This is a genomic window from Candidatus Mycolicibacterium alkanivorans (genome assembly GCF_022760805.1).
Classification (GTDB): domain Bacteria; phylum Actinomycetota; class Actinomycetes; order Mycobacteriales; family Mycobacteriaceae; genus Mycobacterium; species Mycobacterium alkanivorans.
The window spans coordinates 71,355-86,972 of sequence record NZ_JAIVFL010000001.1 but is presented as its reverse complement, the minus strand read 5'-3'; the positions used below and the strand labels follow the sequence as shown (position 1 = coordinate 86,972).

Sequence of the window (15,618 nt, the reverse complement as noted above, 5' to 3'; positions counted from 1 at the left end):
GCATCCGAGTCTGGCGGATCCCACCGACACTCGATGCTCGCCATTAACAGCCGAGAGGCGAGTCAGGCGACAGGGCGCGCGCGCCGGCTGCGGAAGCGGGGTCCCGACAACTGCCGGGCGGCCCACTTGGCGAGCTGTCCTCGCTCGATCTTGGAGTCGTGGCGCGGATCCACCGGCAGCCTGCGTTTGAAGAGGATGGCGTGGATCGTGTTCGCCATGTCGGAATCTGCCGCCCGGGCAACGAGTTCCTGGTGCAAGCCGGCGAGTTCATGCTTGCCCACGTCGGGCTCGACCTCGACGCACAGGACGGGCAGCTCACCCGCCGGTCCGGGCACGCCCACCAGTCCACTTCGCCTCACCTTGGGGTGAGCGTCGAAGAGCGGCTCGACTTGTAGCGGGAAGACGTTCCCGCCAACTGCCTTCACCCGCTGCGACACCCGACCGCAGACCCAGAGCCTGGCCTGCGCGTCGAGGTAGCCGACGTCCCCGAAGCGGTGCCAATCCCCTTGTGGGTCAGGCACTTTGTTCTTGCGCGTGGCCTCGGGGTCGAGGTAGTACTCGGGGCTCACGTGCTTGCCCCGCACCAGGATTTCCCCGACGTGGCCCGTGGGCAGCTCCGAGGTTTCCTCGATGGCGTCGACGGGACCGTCGACGATGTCGATGATCTTCAGTTCGACGCCCGGCAGCGCGTAGCCCACACAGACGCCGGCACCCTGCTCGGTCAGGTCCCACAAGCCGTCAAGGTGCTCGTGACTACCGATCTCGGTCGACGGCATGGCCTCGGTGGCACCGTAATTCGCGGCCAACTCTCCGTCTGGAGCCATCACCGCGCGCAGCATTCTTTCCACCGGGCCAGAGATCGGCGCCCCGGCCCCGATGACTCGTTTCAACGAGGGCATCGTCAGGTTCCGCGCGAGCGCTTCCCGGGCCAGGTTCTCGATCAGGATCGGCGCGGCGAAAAACGACCCGACCTTGCAATCGTTGATGACCTGGATCAGGGCGGCCGGATCGACCGTGGCCGGGCTCTGCCGGGCAAAGTCGATGGGCGGCACCACCATGGTGCCGCCGGCACTGATGGGGATGAACAAGAACGCGGGGAAGACGGCCATGTCCACCGGGACGTCGTGGTCTGGATCCCAGCGCCAGCTGTGGTGCGCGTTGCGGAACAGCTGACAGAAGTTGCGGTGCAAGTACAGCGACGGTTTCGCCGGCCCGGTGCTGCCGGTGGTGTAGAGAACGGCGCAGGGATCGTCGGGCCCGACTTGTGGCGGCTGCGGCTCGGCGGGCGCGTGTTTTCGCAGCGAACTGATTGATCGCGCGCCGGGGAAGGGCGGAAACCCGGTGATGATTCGGCCACCCGGCGCGAGTGGGCTTTCGGTGAGAACAAGCTTGCGCAGATCGCGAGGACCCCATCCGAATGTGATCCGCCCGAGGTGCGCGAGCGCGTTGCCCAGGAACGCCTCCGGCTGCACGCGGCTGAGCCGCTCTGCGACGTTGCGATAGCCGACCGCGGGGTCGATCCAGATGGAGAAGGCGCCCACCCGGGTGAGGGCCACGCCCACCACGCAGGTCTGGTAACTGGGCGGCGACATGCACACGATGCGGGTCAGCTCGGCGATGCCCATCTCACGCAGCCCCACAGCGACCGACTCGACGTCGGCCGACAGCTCGGCGTAGGTGTGGCGTTTGTAGCGGCGCGTGCCGTAGCCCTCCCAGCCGTCCAGGTCGATGACCGCGATGCGCTCAGGATCCTCGCGCGCTACCCGCAACACGATGTCGGCGAGGTTGAAGATGTCGTCGGCGAACAGCACCATCTCAGGCCTGCGTCGCCGCGGCGCCCTGCAGGAACCCGTCGATGATCGCGGCGACCTCATCCGGCTGCTCGAGCATCAGCAGGTGGCCGCTCTCGGGTAGCCATTCCTGGCGAGCGGGGTGGAGGGTCGAATTCAGCCGGCGTCCCGCTTTAGGCGAGACGATCTTGTTCTTCAGCCCCCAGATGGTGCAGATGGGCGGGAACCCCTGCCGCGGCGCGAGGTTGTCGATCACCGAGTAATTCTCCAGGTCGTCGAGCACCCCGAGCAGCGACTCCAGCTGGCCGGAGGCCGCGTACGGGCCGCAGATTTCAGGGTTGCGATGGACGTTGAGGGCTCGGCCGCGCGGCCCCAGCTGGAACAGGGTGGCGGCCGAGCCGATGCCGTTGGTGAGCTTCAGGTGCCCGAGCAACCGGTACACCTGCCGATTGATTCCGGGCATGCGCTCCCGCAACCACAGCAACGGTCCCAACCAGCCACCCAGGAAGGTCGATTCGGTGAGCGGGTTGCAGAGCACCAGGGCCTTCACCTTCTCCGGATGGCGCTCGGTGAACGCCAGCGAGATGGCGGATCCCGTGCAGTTGCCCACGAGCGCAACCTTTTCCCATCCTCGTGAGCTGACGAAGTCCTCCAGCATCGCGACATAGTTGTCCAAGGTGTAGCCCGCGCCGGGCTTGGCCGAGTTGCCGAACCCCAGCAGGTCCAGGGCGAAGATCTCGTACTTGCCCGCCAGCCTGTTCGCCACTTCATCCCAGATGGCATGCGAGGAGCCACCGTTGTGGAGCATGATCACCGGCTCACCCTGACCGGTGCGCTCATAGGCGATCGACAAACCCCGGAAGTCGAAACTCTCCAGCACCATCTGCCCCCGCACCTGTGGTCATCACGGCACCGTCGCACTGCACGGCGGTCGACCCTGTTTGGCGATGCAATCACGGCACCGAGCCTGCGGGTAGGGGCCGAAGTCCTTACCCGCACACCGCGACGTCCTGGTCAGCTCCGCACCGGCCGGCTCACGCTCACGACTCCATCCGCGCCTGGTAACCCCTTAATTCCGAAGCGGTTGCGGGGGTGTCGTCAGAGGTGGCGCGCAAGAAGCGGTCCGGCAGCGCCAATTTCAGGATGGTCCGCTGGGCCTGCCAGAACTGGCGCGGCAGCGGGCCCGTGGTGTAGGGCAGGCCGTATGCGGCGCACAACGCCTGCACCCGGGACGCGATCTGGGCGTAGCGGTTGCTCGGCAGATCGGGGAACAGATGGTGTTCGATCTGATAGCACAAATTGCCGCTGAGGAACGCGAGCACTCGTCCGGCCCGGAAGTTGGCGCTGCCCAGCATCTGACGCAGGTACCACTCGGGCCTGCTCTCCTGCTCCAGGACACCGCTGGTGAACTTCTCGGCCCCGTCGGGAAAGTGCCCGCAGAAGATCACCGCGTACGCCCAGAGGTTGCGCAGTACGTTGGCCGCGGCGTTGGCGGTCAGCGCCCGTCGCCACCGAGATCCGTTGAGCGCCGGGATCACCACGTAGTCCTTCATGACCTGACGGGTGATCTTGCGCCTCAGTGCCTGTGTGTGCGCCGTCCGTTCTGCGGTGCTCGTCGCACGCTCGTGCTCCGAATGCAGGCCATGCAGGGCGATGCCCCATTCGAAGATCACGGCCAGCAGCACGTTGCGCAACGGCTGTATCAGATTGCGGGGCCGCCACGCGACGTCGCGGGTCACCCGCATGATGCCGAACCCCAGGTCGTCGTCGACGTCGAGAACGTTGGTGAACACGTGGTGGCGGTAGTTGTGCGAGTACCGCCACTGGGAGGTCAGCCCGGCCATGTCCCACTCCCAGGTGGCCGAGTGGATCTCGGGGTCGTTCATCCAATCCCATTGTCCGTGAGCGACGTTGTGGCTGATCTCCATGTTCTCGATGCTCTTGGCCAGGGCCAGCGAGACTGTTCCCAGCAGCCACCCGGCCCGCGAGCGGGTGGCGAAGATCAGCAGTCGGGCAACGGCGTCCAGGGTCCTCTGGAACTGGATGGTTCTGCGGATGTAGGCGGCGTCGCGCCCACCGCGGGAATCCTCGACCTCGGTGCGGATCGAGTCGAGCGCGGCACCGAGTGCGTCGATCTCCCGCGGGCTGAGGTGGGCATAGCGGGCGACATCTGTGATGGCGATGAAGAGTCCTGAGCGAATGCGACCGTCGTCCGGCTGAGCGGCGACGGTGTGGAAGGATGTGCCCGACGGTGAGCGGGTGCTCGCGGGGGCACGACAATGGGACCCCCGCTTCGGGCCGGCTGGTGGGCCAGCATCTCGAGCCTACCGGCCGGTCATGGCTAAACCTGAACGTCCGCGATCGACACGTCGAGGCTTAGTCTTCGTCTCCGATGATGTGCATGGCGGCCTCTTCGGCCGAGGCCGCACCACCATCGATGCCGACGTCGGAGGCGAACATCTCGGCGTCGTCGTCGGCGCCGGACCCCAGGTTGGAGGCCACCAGCCGGCCCGAGCGCGCCCGGCCTACCTCGTCGGACTCCGGGAACTCCGATTCCTGCTCGGAACCGTCGGAGCGCTCGCGCTCCAGCTCGTCGAGCACATTGTTGAGCCGCGACAGCGGATCGGGCTCCTCCTCGGCCAGCAGTTCCTCGAGCGTCTCCTTGCCGGGGTGGTCCAGGATGGCCTTGGCATAGGGCCGCTCCGGCGGCGAGATGCCCTCGTCGAGGACGTCGTCGACCCCGCGGTCGACCAGGGTGTCCTCCGGCTGCAGCTGGTTGTTGTCCTCGACGCTGTACTCGCCGGACTCGATGGTGGTGTCGTCCCAGGTACTCACGAGTCCAGAATGTCACGGGGCGGCGCAAACTCCACGGTCAGAGGCGCGATTGGGGTCTTTGGTCACCACCTAGCGGGTCCATAGCGAGTTCTTTGAGCGCTTTAAGAATCGGTTGCCACCATCGTCTACATGACCTCACGCCGTTCCGGATTTCGCCGGGCCGCCGTCGCCTCGTGGGCGCTGGCCGGGATCGGCGTCGCCGGAGTGGCCGGCGCGTCCGCCCTCGCCTACGCCGACACCTACAAGCCCCCAGCTGCGGAGGCTCCGGCCCCGGAGGCCGTCGAGCCCGCGGTGATCGACACCCCGGTGGACCTGCCGCCGGCACCGCCGGTCGTCGTACCGCCCCCGACCGTCGACGCCCCGCCGCCCGCACCGGAGCCGGTGGCTACCCAGGCCCCGGTCGAGACGTACGCGCCCAAGTACACCCCGGAGCCGACCTACACCCCGAAGTACACGCAGGCACCCGTCCAGCAGGCCCCGGTGCGGCAGGCGCCGGTCCAGCAGGCGCCGCAGTCCCGGTCGTCCTTCCCGATCCGGCAGAGTCACGTCCCGATCGGCGGCAGCCAGACCTCGGGCGGCAACAGCTTCTCGCCGCACGTCACGATCTCTCGCGGTTCTTGACCGGTGAGCAGCGAAGCTCTGTGGGCGCTGGGTCGCGGCAACGGCATCGTCGCCCTGGCGTTCATGACCATCTCCGTGTCGCTGGGTATCGCCACCCGTTCGGGTCGCCCGCTCGTGGCGCTGCCCCGCTTCGCCGTCGCCGACGTGCACCGCTTCGTGGCCCTGGCGGCCGTACTGCTGGTCGGGCTGCACATGGGCCTGCTGTTCATGGACCCATATGCCAAGCTGCGCGTCATCGACTTCGTCGTTCCGTTCCTCGGCAAGTACCGGCCGCTGTGGCAGGGTCTGGGCACCGTCGCCTTCGACCTGCTGATCATCATCATTGTCACCAGCATGCTACGGAAAAGCTTGGGGCTCAAGGCATTTCGTGTCATCCACTGGGCCACCTACACGCTGTGGCCGATCGCGATGGCCCACGCCATCGGCAATGGCACCGATGCGTTCCGCATCTGGTTCCTGGCGTTCGCCGGCTGCTGCGCGCTGATCGTGACCGCCAGCCTCGGGTGGCGGCTGCGCGCCAACTTCACCGAATACGCGGGCGTGTGAGCCAGTAGATGAACACCGCACCGACCATGCCGCGGCTGCTGGCCGCCAACGGCCGCACCCTGGCCGACCACCACGAGCGCTTCGGCCTGATGCCGGCCGTCGACGGTCCCGGCCTGATCGCGGCCATCGACGAGGCCGGGCTGTCCGGGCGCGGCGGTGCCGGCTTCCCGGCGGGGATCAAACTGGCCGCGGTCAGCGGCCCCAAGCCGGTCGTGGTCGGCAACGCCGCCGAGGGGGAACCGCTGAGCCGCAAGGACGCCCTGCTGATCAAACGCGCCCCGCAACTGGTTCTCGACGGACTCGAGGCCGTCGCGACGGCCGTCAACGCGGACAAGGTCTTCCTCTACCTGCACCCCGACGCCGTACCGGCGGCCACCAAAGCCCTCGAGGAGCGGCGCGCCGCCGGGTTGGACCCCCACAACATCACCTTGGTCGAGGCGCCCGACAAGTTCGTCGCCGGCGAGGAATCCGCCGCCATCCGCCGCATCGAGGGTGGCCCGGCGCTACCGCGGGACCGCGTTGTCATCGCCGCGGTGTCGGGAGTTCGCGGCCGGCCCACTCTGGTCAACAACATCGAAACCCTCGCGCACGTCGCGCTCATCGCCCGCTACGGTGCTGAGTGGTTCCGCTCGGTGGGCGATCAGGACGATCCGGGCACCATGCTCGTCACGCTGTCCGGGGCGTTCGACCACCACGGCGTCGTCGAGGTGCCCACCGGCACGCTGCTCACCGACCTCATCTCGCACCACGGCGGAACCGACCCGCGCAACGTCAGCGCCATCCTGGTCGGCGGCTATCACGGAACATGGCTTCCGGCAAACACATTCGGCGGCACGAAGCTGTCGCGCACCGGGCTCAAGCACCTCGGGGCCACTCCGGGTGCGGGCATCATCCACGCGCTGGGCACAACCGAGTGCGGCCTGGTCCGTTCCGCCGAGATCGTCGGGTATCTGGCCGACGAGGGCGCGCGGCAGTGCGGCCCGTGCAAGAAGGGTTTGCCCCGGCTGGCCGAACTGCTCGACGAACTGGCCTACGGACGCGCGAACGACCCTCTGGTGAAAGAGATCCGGCGAATGGTGCGCCTGGTCGACGGTCGCGGGGCGTGCCGCCATCCCGATGGCACCGCACGTCTGGTCCGCAGCGCGCTGCGCGCCTTCGCCACCGACATCGAAGCCCACCACCACGCCAGGTGCGCCGCGGCGGACGTCCTTGTCCACGAGTCCCGTCCGCAGAGTCCCCGCGGGTGAGGTGACTCATCGACGGTGGATGTCAGTGGAAAGCGTTGACCCGCAATCTATTTGGGATCACCGAGGCCGGTGTGCTCAGCGTCCTTTGATGTTCAGGACCGTCTCGGTGTGGCCGTCGGTCTTGGCCCGCTTCTCGGCCCGTTTTTCCTTGAGGGATTTGCCGGACTTCTTCGTCATCGCCTTACGGGGGGACTTGTCGGACATGCGTGGGCCCTTTCATTGGGGGCCTGTTGGCGGTCCCTGTCTTGGCGACTGTACGCCCGAATGCTCATCCGCCGGCCCGTTAGCCCAAGTAGGATGGGGTGACAGTGCTGGCGACGACACCTCGTTGACGGCAGGTGGTGGGCGTCGGCCCTCGAGAGTGCGAGTGCAGGTCCGCGGTGTTGACATTCCCCCAAGACGGTGACGAGTCGCCGGCCTCCGGTCAGCTGACAGCCGATGACGCCAATCTGCAGGCCGGAATCCGGGACATCGCGAACCTGGTCGCCGACAGTCGACCGCTGCCGGAGCTGCTGGCCGAGGTGGCGACCTTCGCGGTCGGTGCGATACCGGGCGCCGACGGCGTCGGGTTGGCGCTGTTGCGCGCCGATCGGGTGGACGACATGGTCGAGGAGTCGGCGGTCAGCGCCGGCTTCGTCGTAGAACTTGACCGTCTGCAATACGGCGGCCTGCACGAGGGCCCGGGCGTCACGGCTGCCCTGACGCGGCGCACGGTGTTGTCCGGGTCGCTGGGCGGGGAGAAGTTGTGGCCGCGGTTCGGGCCGCGCGCCGGGCGCCTCGGTGTCCACAGCGCGCTCGCGCTGCCGTTGATGGTGGGCGACGACGTGGTCGGTGCCATCACCGCCTACGCCTTCGGCAAGGATGTGTTCGACCGGCACGCCGCAGAACTCGGCGAGCTGTTCGCCAGGCCGGCCGCCGTTGCCGTCCACAACGCCCGGATTCTCGCGGCGGCCCTCGCCCTGACCGACCGCCTGCAGGAGGTCCTGCTGACCCGTCCCGTCATCGATCAGGCGATCGGCCTCATCCGCGGACGCACCGGCCGCAGCGCCGAGGATGCCCTCGCCCAGTTGCGGGCCATCAGTCAAGCCGACCAACGCAAGCTCGCCGACGTGGCCCGCGACCTCGTCGAGGAGGCGGTGCGCAGCGCCCGCGCCCGCACGGCGCCCAGGTCCGGGGTGTAGCCTGAAGGTGTTGGTGAACCCAGCCAGTCCGGGACGAGTCAGCTGTCCGCCGCTGAACTCACCGAGCAGCCGCTCAGGCCGGGCACACCGGTGACAACCGCCAGGCGGAATCACCTTGACTTTCCCACCCTTACTACACCCTTTGCGACATCCCGTGACACGGCGAGGCTTTTCCGGCTCGCCGACCATCGGGGTGCTCAGCACCCATCCGCCGACGCGATGTGGATTGGCGACGTTCTCCTCCGCGCTGTCCCGTGGCCTGCGGGCCGGCGGCGCCACCGTCAACACGGTGCGCATCGCCGACGGATCGACCTGTGACGACACCGAGGTGGTCGGCGAGCTGATCAGCGGCTCCGCAGCATCGGTAGCGGCCACCGCGGAGCTGCTGAACCGGTGTGACGTGGCGCTCGTGCAGCACGAGTACGGCATCTACGGCGGCCCCGACGGCGACGAAGTCGTCGACATCCTGCGGGCGCTTCGCGTCCCGACGATCGTGGTCGCCCACACCGTGGTGAGAGAGCCCACGGCACATCAGCGTTGGGTACTGGAAGCGATTGCCGCAGAAGCCGATCAGATCGTCGTGATGTCCGAGGCCGCCAGCGGACGGTTGAGCACCGGTTACGACGTGGATCGCCGCAAGGTGGCGATGATTCCGCACGGTGCCGCCGTGGCAACCGACTTCCGGGTGCGCCGCGCCGGACGGCCAACCCTGTTGAGCTGGGGACTGCTCGGCCCCGGCAAGGGCATCGAGCGTGTCATCGACGCGATGGCGTCGCTGCAGAACCTGCCCGGCCGCCCCAGATACGTGGTGGCGGGCCGCACCCACCCCAAAGTTCTCGCCGCCCAAGGCGAGGCATACCGCGAGTCGCTGCGCGAGCGGGCCCGGTCCCGCGGCGTCGCCGACGCGGTGAACCTCGAGACCGGCTATCTGGGTGCGGAGTCCCTGCGAGCGTTGATCCAGTCCGCCGCGGCCGTCGTACTGCCGTACGACTCGACCGATCAGGTCACCTCCGGGGTGCTGGTCGAAGCGATCGCCAAGGGTCGCCCGGTCGTGGCCACCGCATTCCCGCACGCGGTGGAACTGCTGAGCAGCGGAGCGGGAATCGTGGTCAACCATCAGGACCCGGATGCGCTGGAATTGGCACTCCGGCGGGTGCTGACCCAGCCCGGGTTGGCCGGAGCCATGGCAGCCGAAGCGCGCCATCTGGCACCCAGTGTCGACTGGCCTGTGGTCGCCGACACCTATCTCGCTCTGGCACAACGGCTTTGCGCATCCCGGTCGGCACTGCTGTGAACGACGGGGCGCCGGCGCCGATCTTCGACCACCTGGTGCGGATGACCGATCGCCGCGGCACCTTCGAGCACGCCTGTGGAGTCGAGCCGCGCGCCGAGCACGGCTACTGCACCGACGACATGGCCCGCGTGCTCGTCGTCACCACCCGGGAGCCCGAAGCCTCCGGGGACGTCAACCGGCTCGCCGGCATCGCGGTGCGGTTCCTCGGCGATGCGCAAACCCTCACCGGAGCCTGCCGAAATCGGATGGACAGCACTGGCGTCTGGACGGACAAGCCCAGCCTGGACGACTCTTGGGGCAGATGCGTCTGGGGACTGGGAACGGCGGTGGCGCGAAGTGAGGTCACCTGGGTGCGCAAGATGGCGCTGGTTCAGTTCGAGCGTGCCGCGCAGGGGCGCTCGCCGCATCCACGGTCGATGGCGTATGCGGCATTGGGTGCCGCCGAGGTTCTCTCCGCCCACCCCGATCATCGGGCGGCGCTCAAACTGATCAGCGACTACGCCGTCTCGACACGGACGTCGAACGGCCAGTCCGCCGAATGGCCGTGGCTCGAGCCCCGGCTCAGCTACGCCAATGCCGTGCTCGCCGAGGCGATGATCGCGGCCGGCGTGGCGCTGGAGGCACCCAAACTGTGGCAGCGCGGCCTGGGGCTGCTCGGCTGGCTACTCGACATCGAGACCGACGGTGGCCACCTTTCGCCCACTCCGGTCGGCGGTCGCGGGCCCGGCGACCCGCGGCCCGCGTTCGACCAGCAGCCGATCGAAGCGGCAGCCCTGGCCGACGCATGCGCGCGCGCCGCTGCCGTGGACGCCAGCGCGAGGTGGCCCGAAGGGGTTCGCGCCGCGGCGGCCTGGTTCGAAGGTGTCAACGACCTCGGACAGCGCATGTGGGACCCCGAGACCGGCGCCGGCTTCGATGGGTTGCACGAGCACGGGGTCAACCGCAACCAGGGTGCGGAGTCCACGCTGGCCGTCATCTCGACCCTTCAGCACGCCCAACGAATATCTCTGCTGCAGAGATGACCTCGGCGATCGCACCCGTAGTGACACGGAGTTCGCAGCGGCTGCGGGCCGATCCGTCCCGCGTCATCGCCAGACTGTTCGTACCCGGGCTGGAGGGATTCGAGCACCAGGAGCCCCGAACGGCAGCGGTGTTGTCGAGGATCCTGGCCCTGAGCGAAGACGAGGTGCTGGTGTCCCTGGACGACGTCATCACCCGATTCGACGGCCGACACCGCGAACTGTCCTGTGCCTTCCGCCGGAACGCTCTCGAGCTCGCGGACCGCCTTCGACCCGGCGCGGAGTTGTCCGAACCGCGAATGTTGTTGCTGGGCGCCACATTCACCAGCGAGTTTGCGATCGAGGGTGCCGCCTTGTGCAACCCGAGCATCGTTGCGCATCCCGACCAGGCCGGAACGGCCTCCGGCAGCCTGCGGTTCGTGATGAGCGTCCGCGGCATCGGAGAAGGGCACCGATCCTCCATCGGGTTCCGCACCGGGGTCATCGACGCGGCCGGACAGCCCAGGATCGACCGCCCGGTCGCGCTCGCCACCGTCGGCGAGACCACACCGGCTCTCCTCGACCCCGCGGTCTTCCGCATCGAACTGGCCCGGCTCGACGACTCCGGCGAGGCAGCCGAATTCGTCCTCGCCGCCCTCGGCGAGCAGTTCACCCGGGCCGACCTCGACGGGCAACTGGCCAACCTCGAGAACCACATGAGCACCCGCGGGCATGTGCAGCGGACCGCCGACGAGATCCGCGCCATCGCGCAGCGAAGTTACGGCGTCGAATTCGACTCCCGCGTGCCGCTTTCCGAGCGCGTTCTGTGGCCCGCCATGCCCGCCGAGGAGGTCGGCATGGAGGACGCCCGCTTCGTCCGTTTCGTCGATGACGACGGCTCGGTGACGTTCCACGCGTCCTACACCGCCTACAGCGGCTCGGACATCAGCCAGCAGTTGCTGGCCACAACGGACTTCCGGACCTTCACCTCGACGCCGATGGTGGGCCCGGCCGCGGCGAACAAAGGTCTGGCTTTGTTCCCACGCCGCATCGGCGGCCGCTACGCGGCACTGTCGCGAGCCGACCGCGAATCGAATGCCATCACCTTCTCCGACCACCCGTATGTTTGGACCGAAGCACAGGAATGCCAGTCTCCGGCTGAGAGCTGGGAAGTGTTGCAGCTGGGCAACTGTGGTTCGCCGATCGAGACCGATGCCGGGTGGTTGGTGCTCACCCATGGCGTCGGGCCGATGCGCACCTACCGGATCGGCGCGATGTTGCTCGACCTCGATGATCCGGCCCGGATCATCGGCCGGCTGCGAAAGCCCCTGCTGAGCCCGGCCGGCGACGAGCAGAACGGCTACGTCCCCAACGTCGTGTACTCCTGCGGTGCGCTGGTCCACGCCGACACCCTGGTGCTGCCCTACGGCATCGGTGACAGCGCAATCGGTTTCGCCACCGTGGCTATGCCGGAGCTGATGACTGCGTTGGGTATCTGAGCAAAACTGAGCGATCATGTACGACATGAGACGACAGGTGGCCGCCGGGCTCGAGGTCGCGATCATCGCGCCGACCACGCTGGAGTTCCAGATCGCCGTCGCGCCGCATCCGGGCACCACGGTCTACGAGGCGTTGTCGTTCGTGTTGAACGGGTCGGCCGTCTCGGCGCTGGAGATCAGCGGCGGGCACGGCAACCGCATCCACAAACTCGATGTCGCGGAGGGGAATCTGGTTGTCGACTACGCCGCGACGATCGTGGGACGGACCGACCCGGCTCCGGTGACCGAATACGACCTGTCGATGTACCTGCGGCCCAGCCGCTACGCGGAGTCCGACAAGTTCTTCGGTTTCGCCGCAACGGAATTCGGCAACTACCTCGATTCGGCGGCGCTGCTGGAGAGGGTGTCGCTGTGGGTGGGCACCCGGTTGAACTACGTGCCCGGCTCCAGCGACCCGCTCGACGGGGCGGTGGACACGCTGCTGGCCGGCGCCGGGGTGTGCCGCGACTTCGCGCACCTGGTGGTCGCGCTGCTGCGTGCGGTCAACGTGCCCGCACGGGTCGTGTCGGTGTATGCGCCGGGCCTGTATCCGATGGATTTCCACGCTGTTGCCGAGGCCTACGTCGACGGGCAGTGGCGTGTCGTCGACGGGACTCTGCTGGCGCCCCGGCAGAGCCTGGTCCGCATCGCGACCGGCCGGGATGCGGCCGATGTCGCCTTTCTGGACAACCACAAGGGGGCGATCGCACTGAACCGGTTGGAGGTCTCGGCGATCGTGGACGGCGATCTGCCCAGGGACTCGATCGACCACCTGGTGTCCATCGGCTGAGGGCGCATACCGCCCCGAAAACTGCGTCTATCCGCTGTCGCCCGAAAGCACTTCGAGTCGCGGGGTGTAATCTCAGACTAGATCCGTTGCGAAGTAGCGGGCTGTTCGTGAGGAATTGCCTGATGGACCACCATGCGGCCGAACCGGCGTTCCCGTGAACGGGATGCGCGCACCGCGACGCACTGCCAGCCCGGTTCGCCTGACCCTCAGTACCCCGCTGGGCGGGGATATCGACGGAGCGTGGTGGCCACGCACCGGATCGCTGGCCGGTGAACTGCCCGAACTGATCGACGTTCTGCACACGCCGCTGGGTGAGATCGTCGACATCACCATCAACTGGTCGGCGACGTCCGGTGCGCCGCTGATGGTCACCCAGTCCTCGGCCGCCTTGCTCAAGATGCGCTGGAACGACAGTCGGCAGCGCATCATGGTGGTAGTCGGCAAGCTCGCCAGCGCGCGACTGCTCGTCATCCCGCACATGACCACGCCGCAGCTCGGCATGATGGTGCTGCGGCGCGCCGCCGACATGTCGGTATCCGTCGCGGATCAGGACAGCGCGGAATACCAGGCGGCCGATCGGCTGGTCAAAGCCGCCGCGGCGCAGAGTGCCGCTGACACCGCCCGCACCAGCTGACCAAATGCCAAGGGCTGGCACGGCATTGCCGTGCCAGCCCTTGGTTGGTCTGGGGTCCGATCAGACCGCGGACACCTGAGTAGCCTGGGGACCCTTGGGGCCCTGGCCAACCTCGAACTGAACGCGCTGATTCTCCTCGAGCGAACGGAAGCCGTTGCCCTGGATCTCGGAGTAGTGTACGAACAGATCCTGCTCGCCACTGTCAGGAGCGATGAAGCCGAAGCCCTTTTCGCCGTTGAACCATTTCACAGTTCCCTGCGCCATCTATCTTTCTTCTTTCATTGAGTTGGATGCCTGCTTGCGACATCCAGTGTTCGCCCGGCGGGACCGCCAGCGCGAAATCTATTTCGCTCCAACCCTGGAGCGAGGCCGGCGCGACCGCGGGCGGCCGCTGCGGGCCGGGCCCGAGCGGGGGCGCGCTGCGGGTGGGGGAGTGACGGGTGCGGCGACCGGCGCCTGATACGGCGCCACCTCGCCGACCAAAGCCCGCACCGACTCGGAGTCGGCTGAAACCTGTTGCGGCGTGGCGCTGATGCCGGCCCGGCGCAGCAGCGCCTGGGTATCGCGGCGCTGCTCGGGTAACACCACGGTGACGACGTCACCGGCCCGGCCCGCGCGTGCGGTGCGTCCGGAGCGGTGCAAGTAGGCCTTGTGCTCGGCAGGGGGGTCGATGTGCACCACCAGCTCGACGTCGTCGACGTGCACACCGCGCGCGGCGATGTCGGTGGCCACCAGGACCCGCGCCGTGCCCGCGGTGAACGCCGCCAGGTTGCGGTCACGAGCAGGCTGGGAAAGGTTGCCGTGCAGGTCCACCGACGGAATACCGGCCTGATTGAGCTGCTTGGCCAGCTTGCGGGCATGGTGCTTGGTGCGCAGGAACAGGATGCGGCGCCCGGTACCCGAAGCCAACGTGTGTACCAGCTGGTTCTTGGCCTCGACACCGGCGACGTGGAACACGTGATGGGTCATCGCGTCCACCGGGGAGGTGTCGGAATCGACGGCGTGTGACACCTCGTTGCGCAGGAACCGCTTGACCAACTTGTCGACACCGTTGTCCAGCGTCGCGGAGAACAGCAGGCGCTGCCCACCGGCGGGCGTGGCCGCCAGGATGCGCGTCACGCCGGGCAGGAAGCCGAGGTCCGCCATGTGGTCGGCCTCGTCGATCACGGTGATCTCGACGCCGTCGAGGGTGATCAGCTTCTGGCGCATGAGGTCCTCGAGGCGGCCGGGGCAGGCCACCACGATGTCGGCACCGGCTTTCAGTGCCCGGACCTGCTTGAGCTGCGGGACGCCACCGAAGATGGTGGTGACCTTCAGGCCGTAGGCCTCGGCCAGCGGCGCGAGGGCCGCGGTGATCTGGGTGGCCAGCTCCCGGGTGGGGGCCAGCACCAGACCGGCGGGCCGTGACGGGCGCCGCGTGCTGTTGGCCAGCCTGCTGATCAGGGGAATCGAGAACGCCAGCGTCTTGCCGCTGCCGGTCTTGCCCCGGCCCAGCACGTCGCGTCCAGCCAGGGTGTCGGGCAGGGTCGAGATCTGGATCGGGAATGGATGGGTGATGCCGCCGTCGGTGAGCACGCGCACCAGTGGTGCGGGCACGCCGAGGTCGGCGAAGGTCTTATCGGGGTTCATGGTGCCTTTCAGGCATCAGGTGTGCCGGTCCTCGCGACGGGATCGTCAGGCGCAGGTCAACACAAAGTTGGCGAGATTGCCGGTGGGCAAAATCGATCGCCGCGAGACTCTGTGCTTCGGGGGCACTTAATCAACTGAACTCGGCCCGGGTGGCCGGTGAAGTGAAGGTGTTCCACGACGTGTTGGCGGCTCTTTTGGGACGTCAACGTTGCACGAAGCATAGCACGTCGATCTCCGATTTCACACAGCGACAACGGAGGGCCCCGGCCGGCGTCCGAATTCTATTGTCCGCCAGTGTTTTTCGGCTGACGGTTCGCTTCGCGGTCGGAGAACACCGGGTTCTCCACGGGCGCCGAGTCCGCGTCCTTCGGTGAGGTCGGCTCGGTTTCCACCGGGTGGGAAAAGAGGTTCAAAGAGGGTCCTTTGTTGGAAGATCGACCGTGGGCGGCCCCTGAAGGGACCGGATCACCACATCAAAGCGTGTGTCCACGATCTCCGCTGACTATTAGGCGGTT

The 15,618-nt window shown here is 67.7% G+C and carries 16 protein-coding genes; 9 read left to right on the top strand and 7 right to left on the bottom strand.

What is annotated here, in order from left to right; translation table 11 throughout:
* Positions 1-62 precede the first annotated feature (62 nt).
* From K9U37_RS00480 to K9U37_RS00465, 4 genes are all read right to left on the bottom strand, one after another.
* Entirely contained in the window at positions 63-1,814 is a 1,752-nt protein-coding gene (locus K9U37_RS00480) for a fatty acid CoA ligase family protein (RefSeq protein ID WP_243070036.1), read from the bottom strand.
* A gap of 1 nt (position 1,815) precedes the next feature.
* Positions 1,816-2,673, bottom strand: coding sequence for an alpha/beta fold hydrolase (locus K9U37_RS00475; protein WP_243070035.1), 858 nt, complete (start codon positions 2,671-2,673; stop codon positions 1,816-1,818).
* 157 nt (positions 2,674-2,830) lie between these two features.
* Positions 2,831-3,973, bottom strand: coding sequence for a fatty acid desaturase family protein (locus K9U37_RS00470; RefSeq protein ID WP_243073157.1), 1,143 nt, complete (start codon positions 3,971-3,973; stop codon positions 2,831-2,833).
* Between the two features lie 193 nt (positions 3,974-4,166).
* A complete protein-coding gene (locus K9U37_RS00465) occupies positions 4,167-4,625 on the bottom strand; it encodes a DUF5709 domain-containing protein (protein WP_243070034.1) in 459 nt (152 codons plus the stop codon).
* A gap of 129 nt (positions 4,626-4,754) precedes the next feature.
* Between K9U37_RS00465 and K9U37_RS00460 the strand changes: the two genes are divergently transcribed.
* The 3 genes from K9U37_RS00460 to K9U37_RS00450 are packed head-to-tail and all read left to right on the top strand — an operon-like array spanning position 4,755 to position 7,039.
* Positions 4,755-5,246, top strand: a complete 492-nt coding sequence (locus K9U37_RS00460) for a hypothetical protein (RefSeq protein ID WP_243070033.1) — start codon at positions 4,755-4,757, stop codon at positions 5,244-5,246.
* Positions 5,247-5,249: 3 nt separating this feature from the next.
* Positions 5,250-5,792: a ferric reductase-like transmembrane domain-containing protein gene (locus K9U37_RS00455; RefSeq protein ID WP_243070032.1), complete on the top strand. Its 543-nt coding sequence runs from the start codon at positions 5,250-5,252 to the stop codon at positions 5,790-5,792.
* An 8-nt stretch (positions 5,793-5,800) separates the two neighbouring features.
* On the top strand, positions 5,801-7,039 hold the full coding sequence (locus tag K9U37_RS00450; protein ID WP_243070031.1) for an NADH-ubiquinone oxidoreductase-F iron-sulfur binding region domain-containing protein: 1,239 nt from the start codon (positions 5,801-5,803) through the stop codon (positions 7,037-7,039).
* 75 nt (positions 7,040-7,114) lie between these two features.
* On the opposite strand, the gene K9U37_RS19920 is transcribed toward K9U37_RS00450, so the two are convergent.
* Positions 7,115-7,243 carry a hypothetical protein gene (locus K9U37_RS19920; protein ID WP_272887998.1) on the bottom strand — a complete coding sequence of 43 codons (129 nt, stop codon included), beginning with the start codon at positions 7,241-7,243 and terminating at the stop codon, positions 7,115-7,117.
* A gap of 179 nt (positions 7,244-7,422) precedes the next feature.
* Between K9U37_RS19920 and K9U37_RS00445 the strand changes: the two genes are divergently transcribed.
* The 6 genes from K9U37_RS00445 to K9U37_RS00420 all read left to right on the top strand — a co-directional run bounded on the left by K9U37_RS00445 (position 7,423) and on the right by K9U37_RS00420 (position 13,474).
* Positions 7,423-8,220, top strand: a complete 798-nt coding sequence (locus tag K9U37_RS00445; protein WP_243070030.1) for a GAF and ANTAR domain-containing protein — start codon at positions 7,423-7,425, stop codon at positions 8,218-8,220.
* Between the two features lie 154 nt (positions 8,221-8,374).
* On the top strand, positions 8,375-9,514 hold the full coding sequence (locus K9U37_RS00440; protein WP_243070029.1) for a glycosyltransferase: 1,140 nt from the start codon (positions 8,375-8,377) through the stop codon (positions 9,512-9,514).
* Between the two features lie 41 nt (positions 9,515-9,555).
* Complete coding sequence (locus tag K9U37_RS00435) at positions 9,556-10,536, top strand: glycosyltransferase (protein ID WP_243073156.1); 981 nt, start codon at positions 9,556-9,558, stop codon at positions 10,534-10,536.
* The gene (locus K9U37_RS00430; protein WP_243070028.1) at positions 10,533-12,011 is read left to right on the top strand and encodes a glycoside hydrolase family 130 protein; all 1,479 of its coding nucleotides are present in this window, start codon (positions 10,533-10,535) and stop codon (positions 12,009-12,011) included. The genes K9U37_RS00435 and K9U37_RS00430 overlap by 4 nt, the downstream gene beginning before the upstream one ends.
* Positions 12,012-12,036: 25 nt before the next feature.
* On the top strand, positions 12,037-12,840 hold the full coding sequence (locus tag K9U37_RS00425) for a transglutaminase-like domain-containing protein (protein ID WP_243070027.1): 804 nt from the start codon (positions 12,037-12,039) through the stop codon (positions 12,838-12,840).
* A 163-nt stretch (positions 12,841-13,003) separates the two neighbouring features.
* Positions 13,004-13,474: a DUF5994 family protein gene (locus K9U37_RS00420; protein WP_243070026.1), complete on the top strand. Its 471-nt coding sequence runs from the start codon at positions 13,004-13,006 to the stop codon at positions 13,472-13,474.
* 60 nt (positions 13,475-13,534) lie between these two features.
* On the opposite strand, the gene K9U37_RS00415 is transcribed toward K9U37_RS00420, so the two are convergent.
* Together K9U37_RS00415 and K9U37_RS00410 are read right to left on the bottom strand one after the other, a co-directional pair.
* The gene (locus tag K9U37_RS00415; protein ID WP_243070025.1) at positions 13,535-13,738 is read right to left on the bottom strand and encodes a cold-shock protein; all 204 of its coding nucleotides are present in this window, start codon (positions 13,736-13,738) and stop codon (positions 13,535-13,537) included.
* A 78-nt stretch (positions 13,739-13,816) separates the two neighbouring features.
* A complete protein-coding gene (locus K9U37_RS00410) occupies positions 13,817-15,103 on the bottom strand; it encodes a DEAD/DEAH box helicase (RefSeq protein WP_243070024.1) in 1,287 nt (428 codons plus the stop codon).
* Positions 15,104-15,618: the final 515 nt, after the last annotated feature.

Excerpts from the sequence above, each read along its gene's own strand:
- K9U37_RS00480 (WP_243070036.1), bottom strand. The coding sequence starts at position 1,814 with ATGGTGCTGTTCGCCGACGACATCTTCAACCTCGCCGACATCGTGTTG.
- K9U37_RS00475 (WP_243070035.1), bottom strand. The coding sequence starts at position 2,673 with ATGGTGCTGGAGAGTTTCGACTTCCGGGGTTTGTCGATCGCCTATGAG.
- K9U37_RS00460 (WP_243070033.1), top strand. The coding sequence starts at position 4,755 with ATGACCTCACGCCGTTCCGGATTTCGCCGGGCCGCCGTCGCCTCGTGG.
- K9U37_RS00450 (WP_243070031.1), top strand. The coding sequence starts at position 5,801 with ATGAACACCGCACCGACCATGCCGCGGCTGCTGGCCGCCAACGGCCGC.
- K9U37_RS19920 (WP_272887998.1), bottom strand. The coding sequence starts at position 7,243 with ATGTCCGACAAGTCCCCCCGTAAGGCGATGACGAAGAAGTCCGGCAAA.
- K9U37_RS00435 (WP_243073156.1), top strand. The coding sequence starts at position 9,556 with ATGACCGATCGCCGCGGCACCTTCGAGCACGCCTGTGGAGTCGAGCCG.
- K9U37_RS00430 (WP_243070028.1), top strand. The coding sequence starts at position 10,533 with ATGACCTCGGCGATCGCACCCGTAGTGACACGGAGTTCGCAGCGGCTG.
- K9U37_RS00425 (WP_243070027.1), top strand. The coding sequence starts at position 12,037 with ATGAGACGACAGGTGGCCGCCGGGCTCGAGGTCGCGATCATCGCGCCG.
- K9U37_RS00420 (WP_243070026.1), top strand. The coding sequence starts at position 13,004 with ATGCGCGCACCGCGACGCACTGCCAGCCCGGTTCGCCTGACCCTCAGT.
- K9U37_RS00415 (WP_243070025.1), bottom strand. The coding sequence starts at position 13,738 with ATGGCGCAGGGAACTGTGAAATGGTTCAACGGCGAAAAGGGCTTCGGC.
- K9U37_RS00410 (WP_243070024.1), bottom strand. The coding sequence starts at position 15,103 with ATGAACCCCGATAAGACCTTCGCCGACCTCGGCGTGCCCGCACCACTG.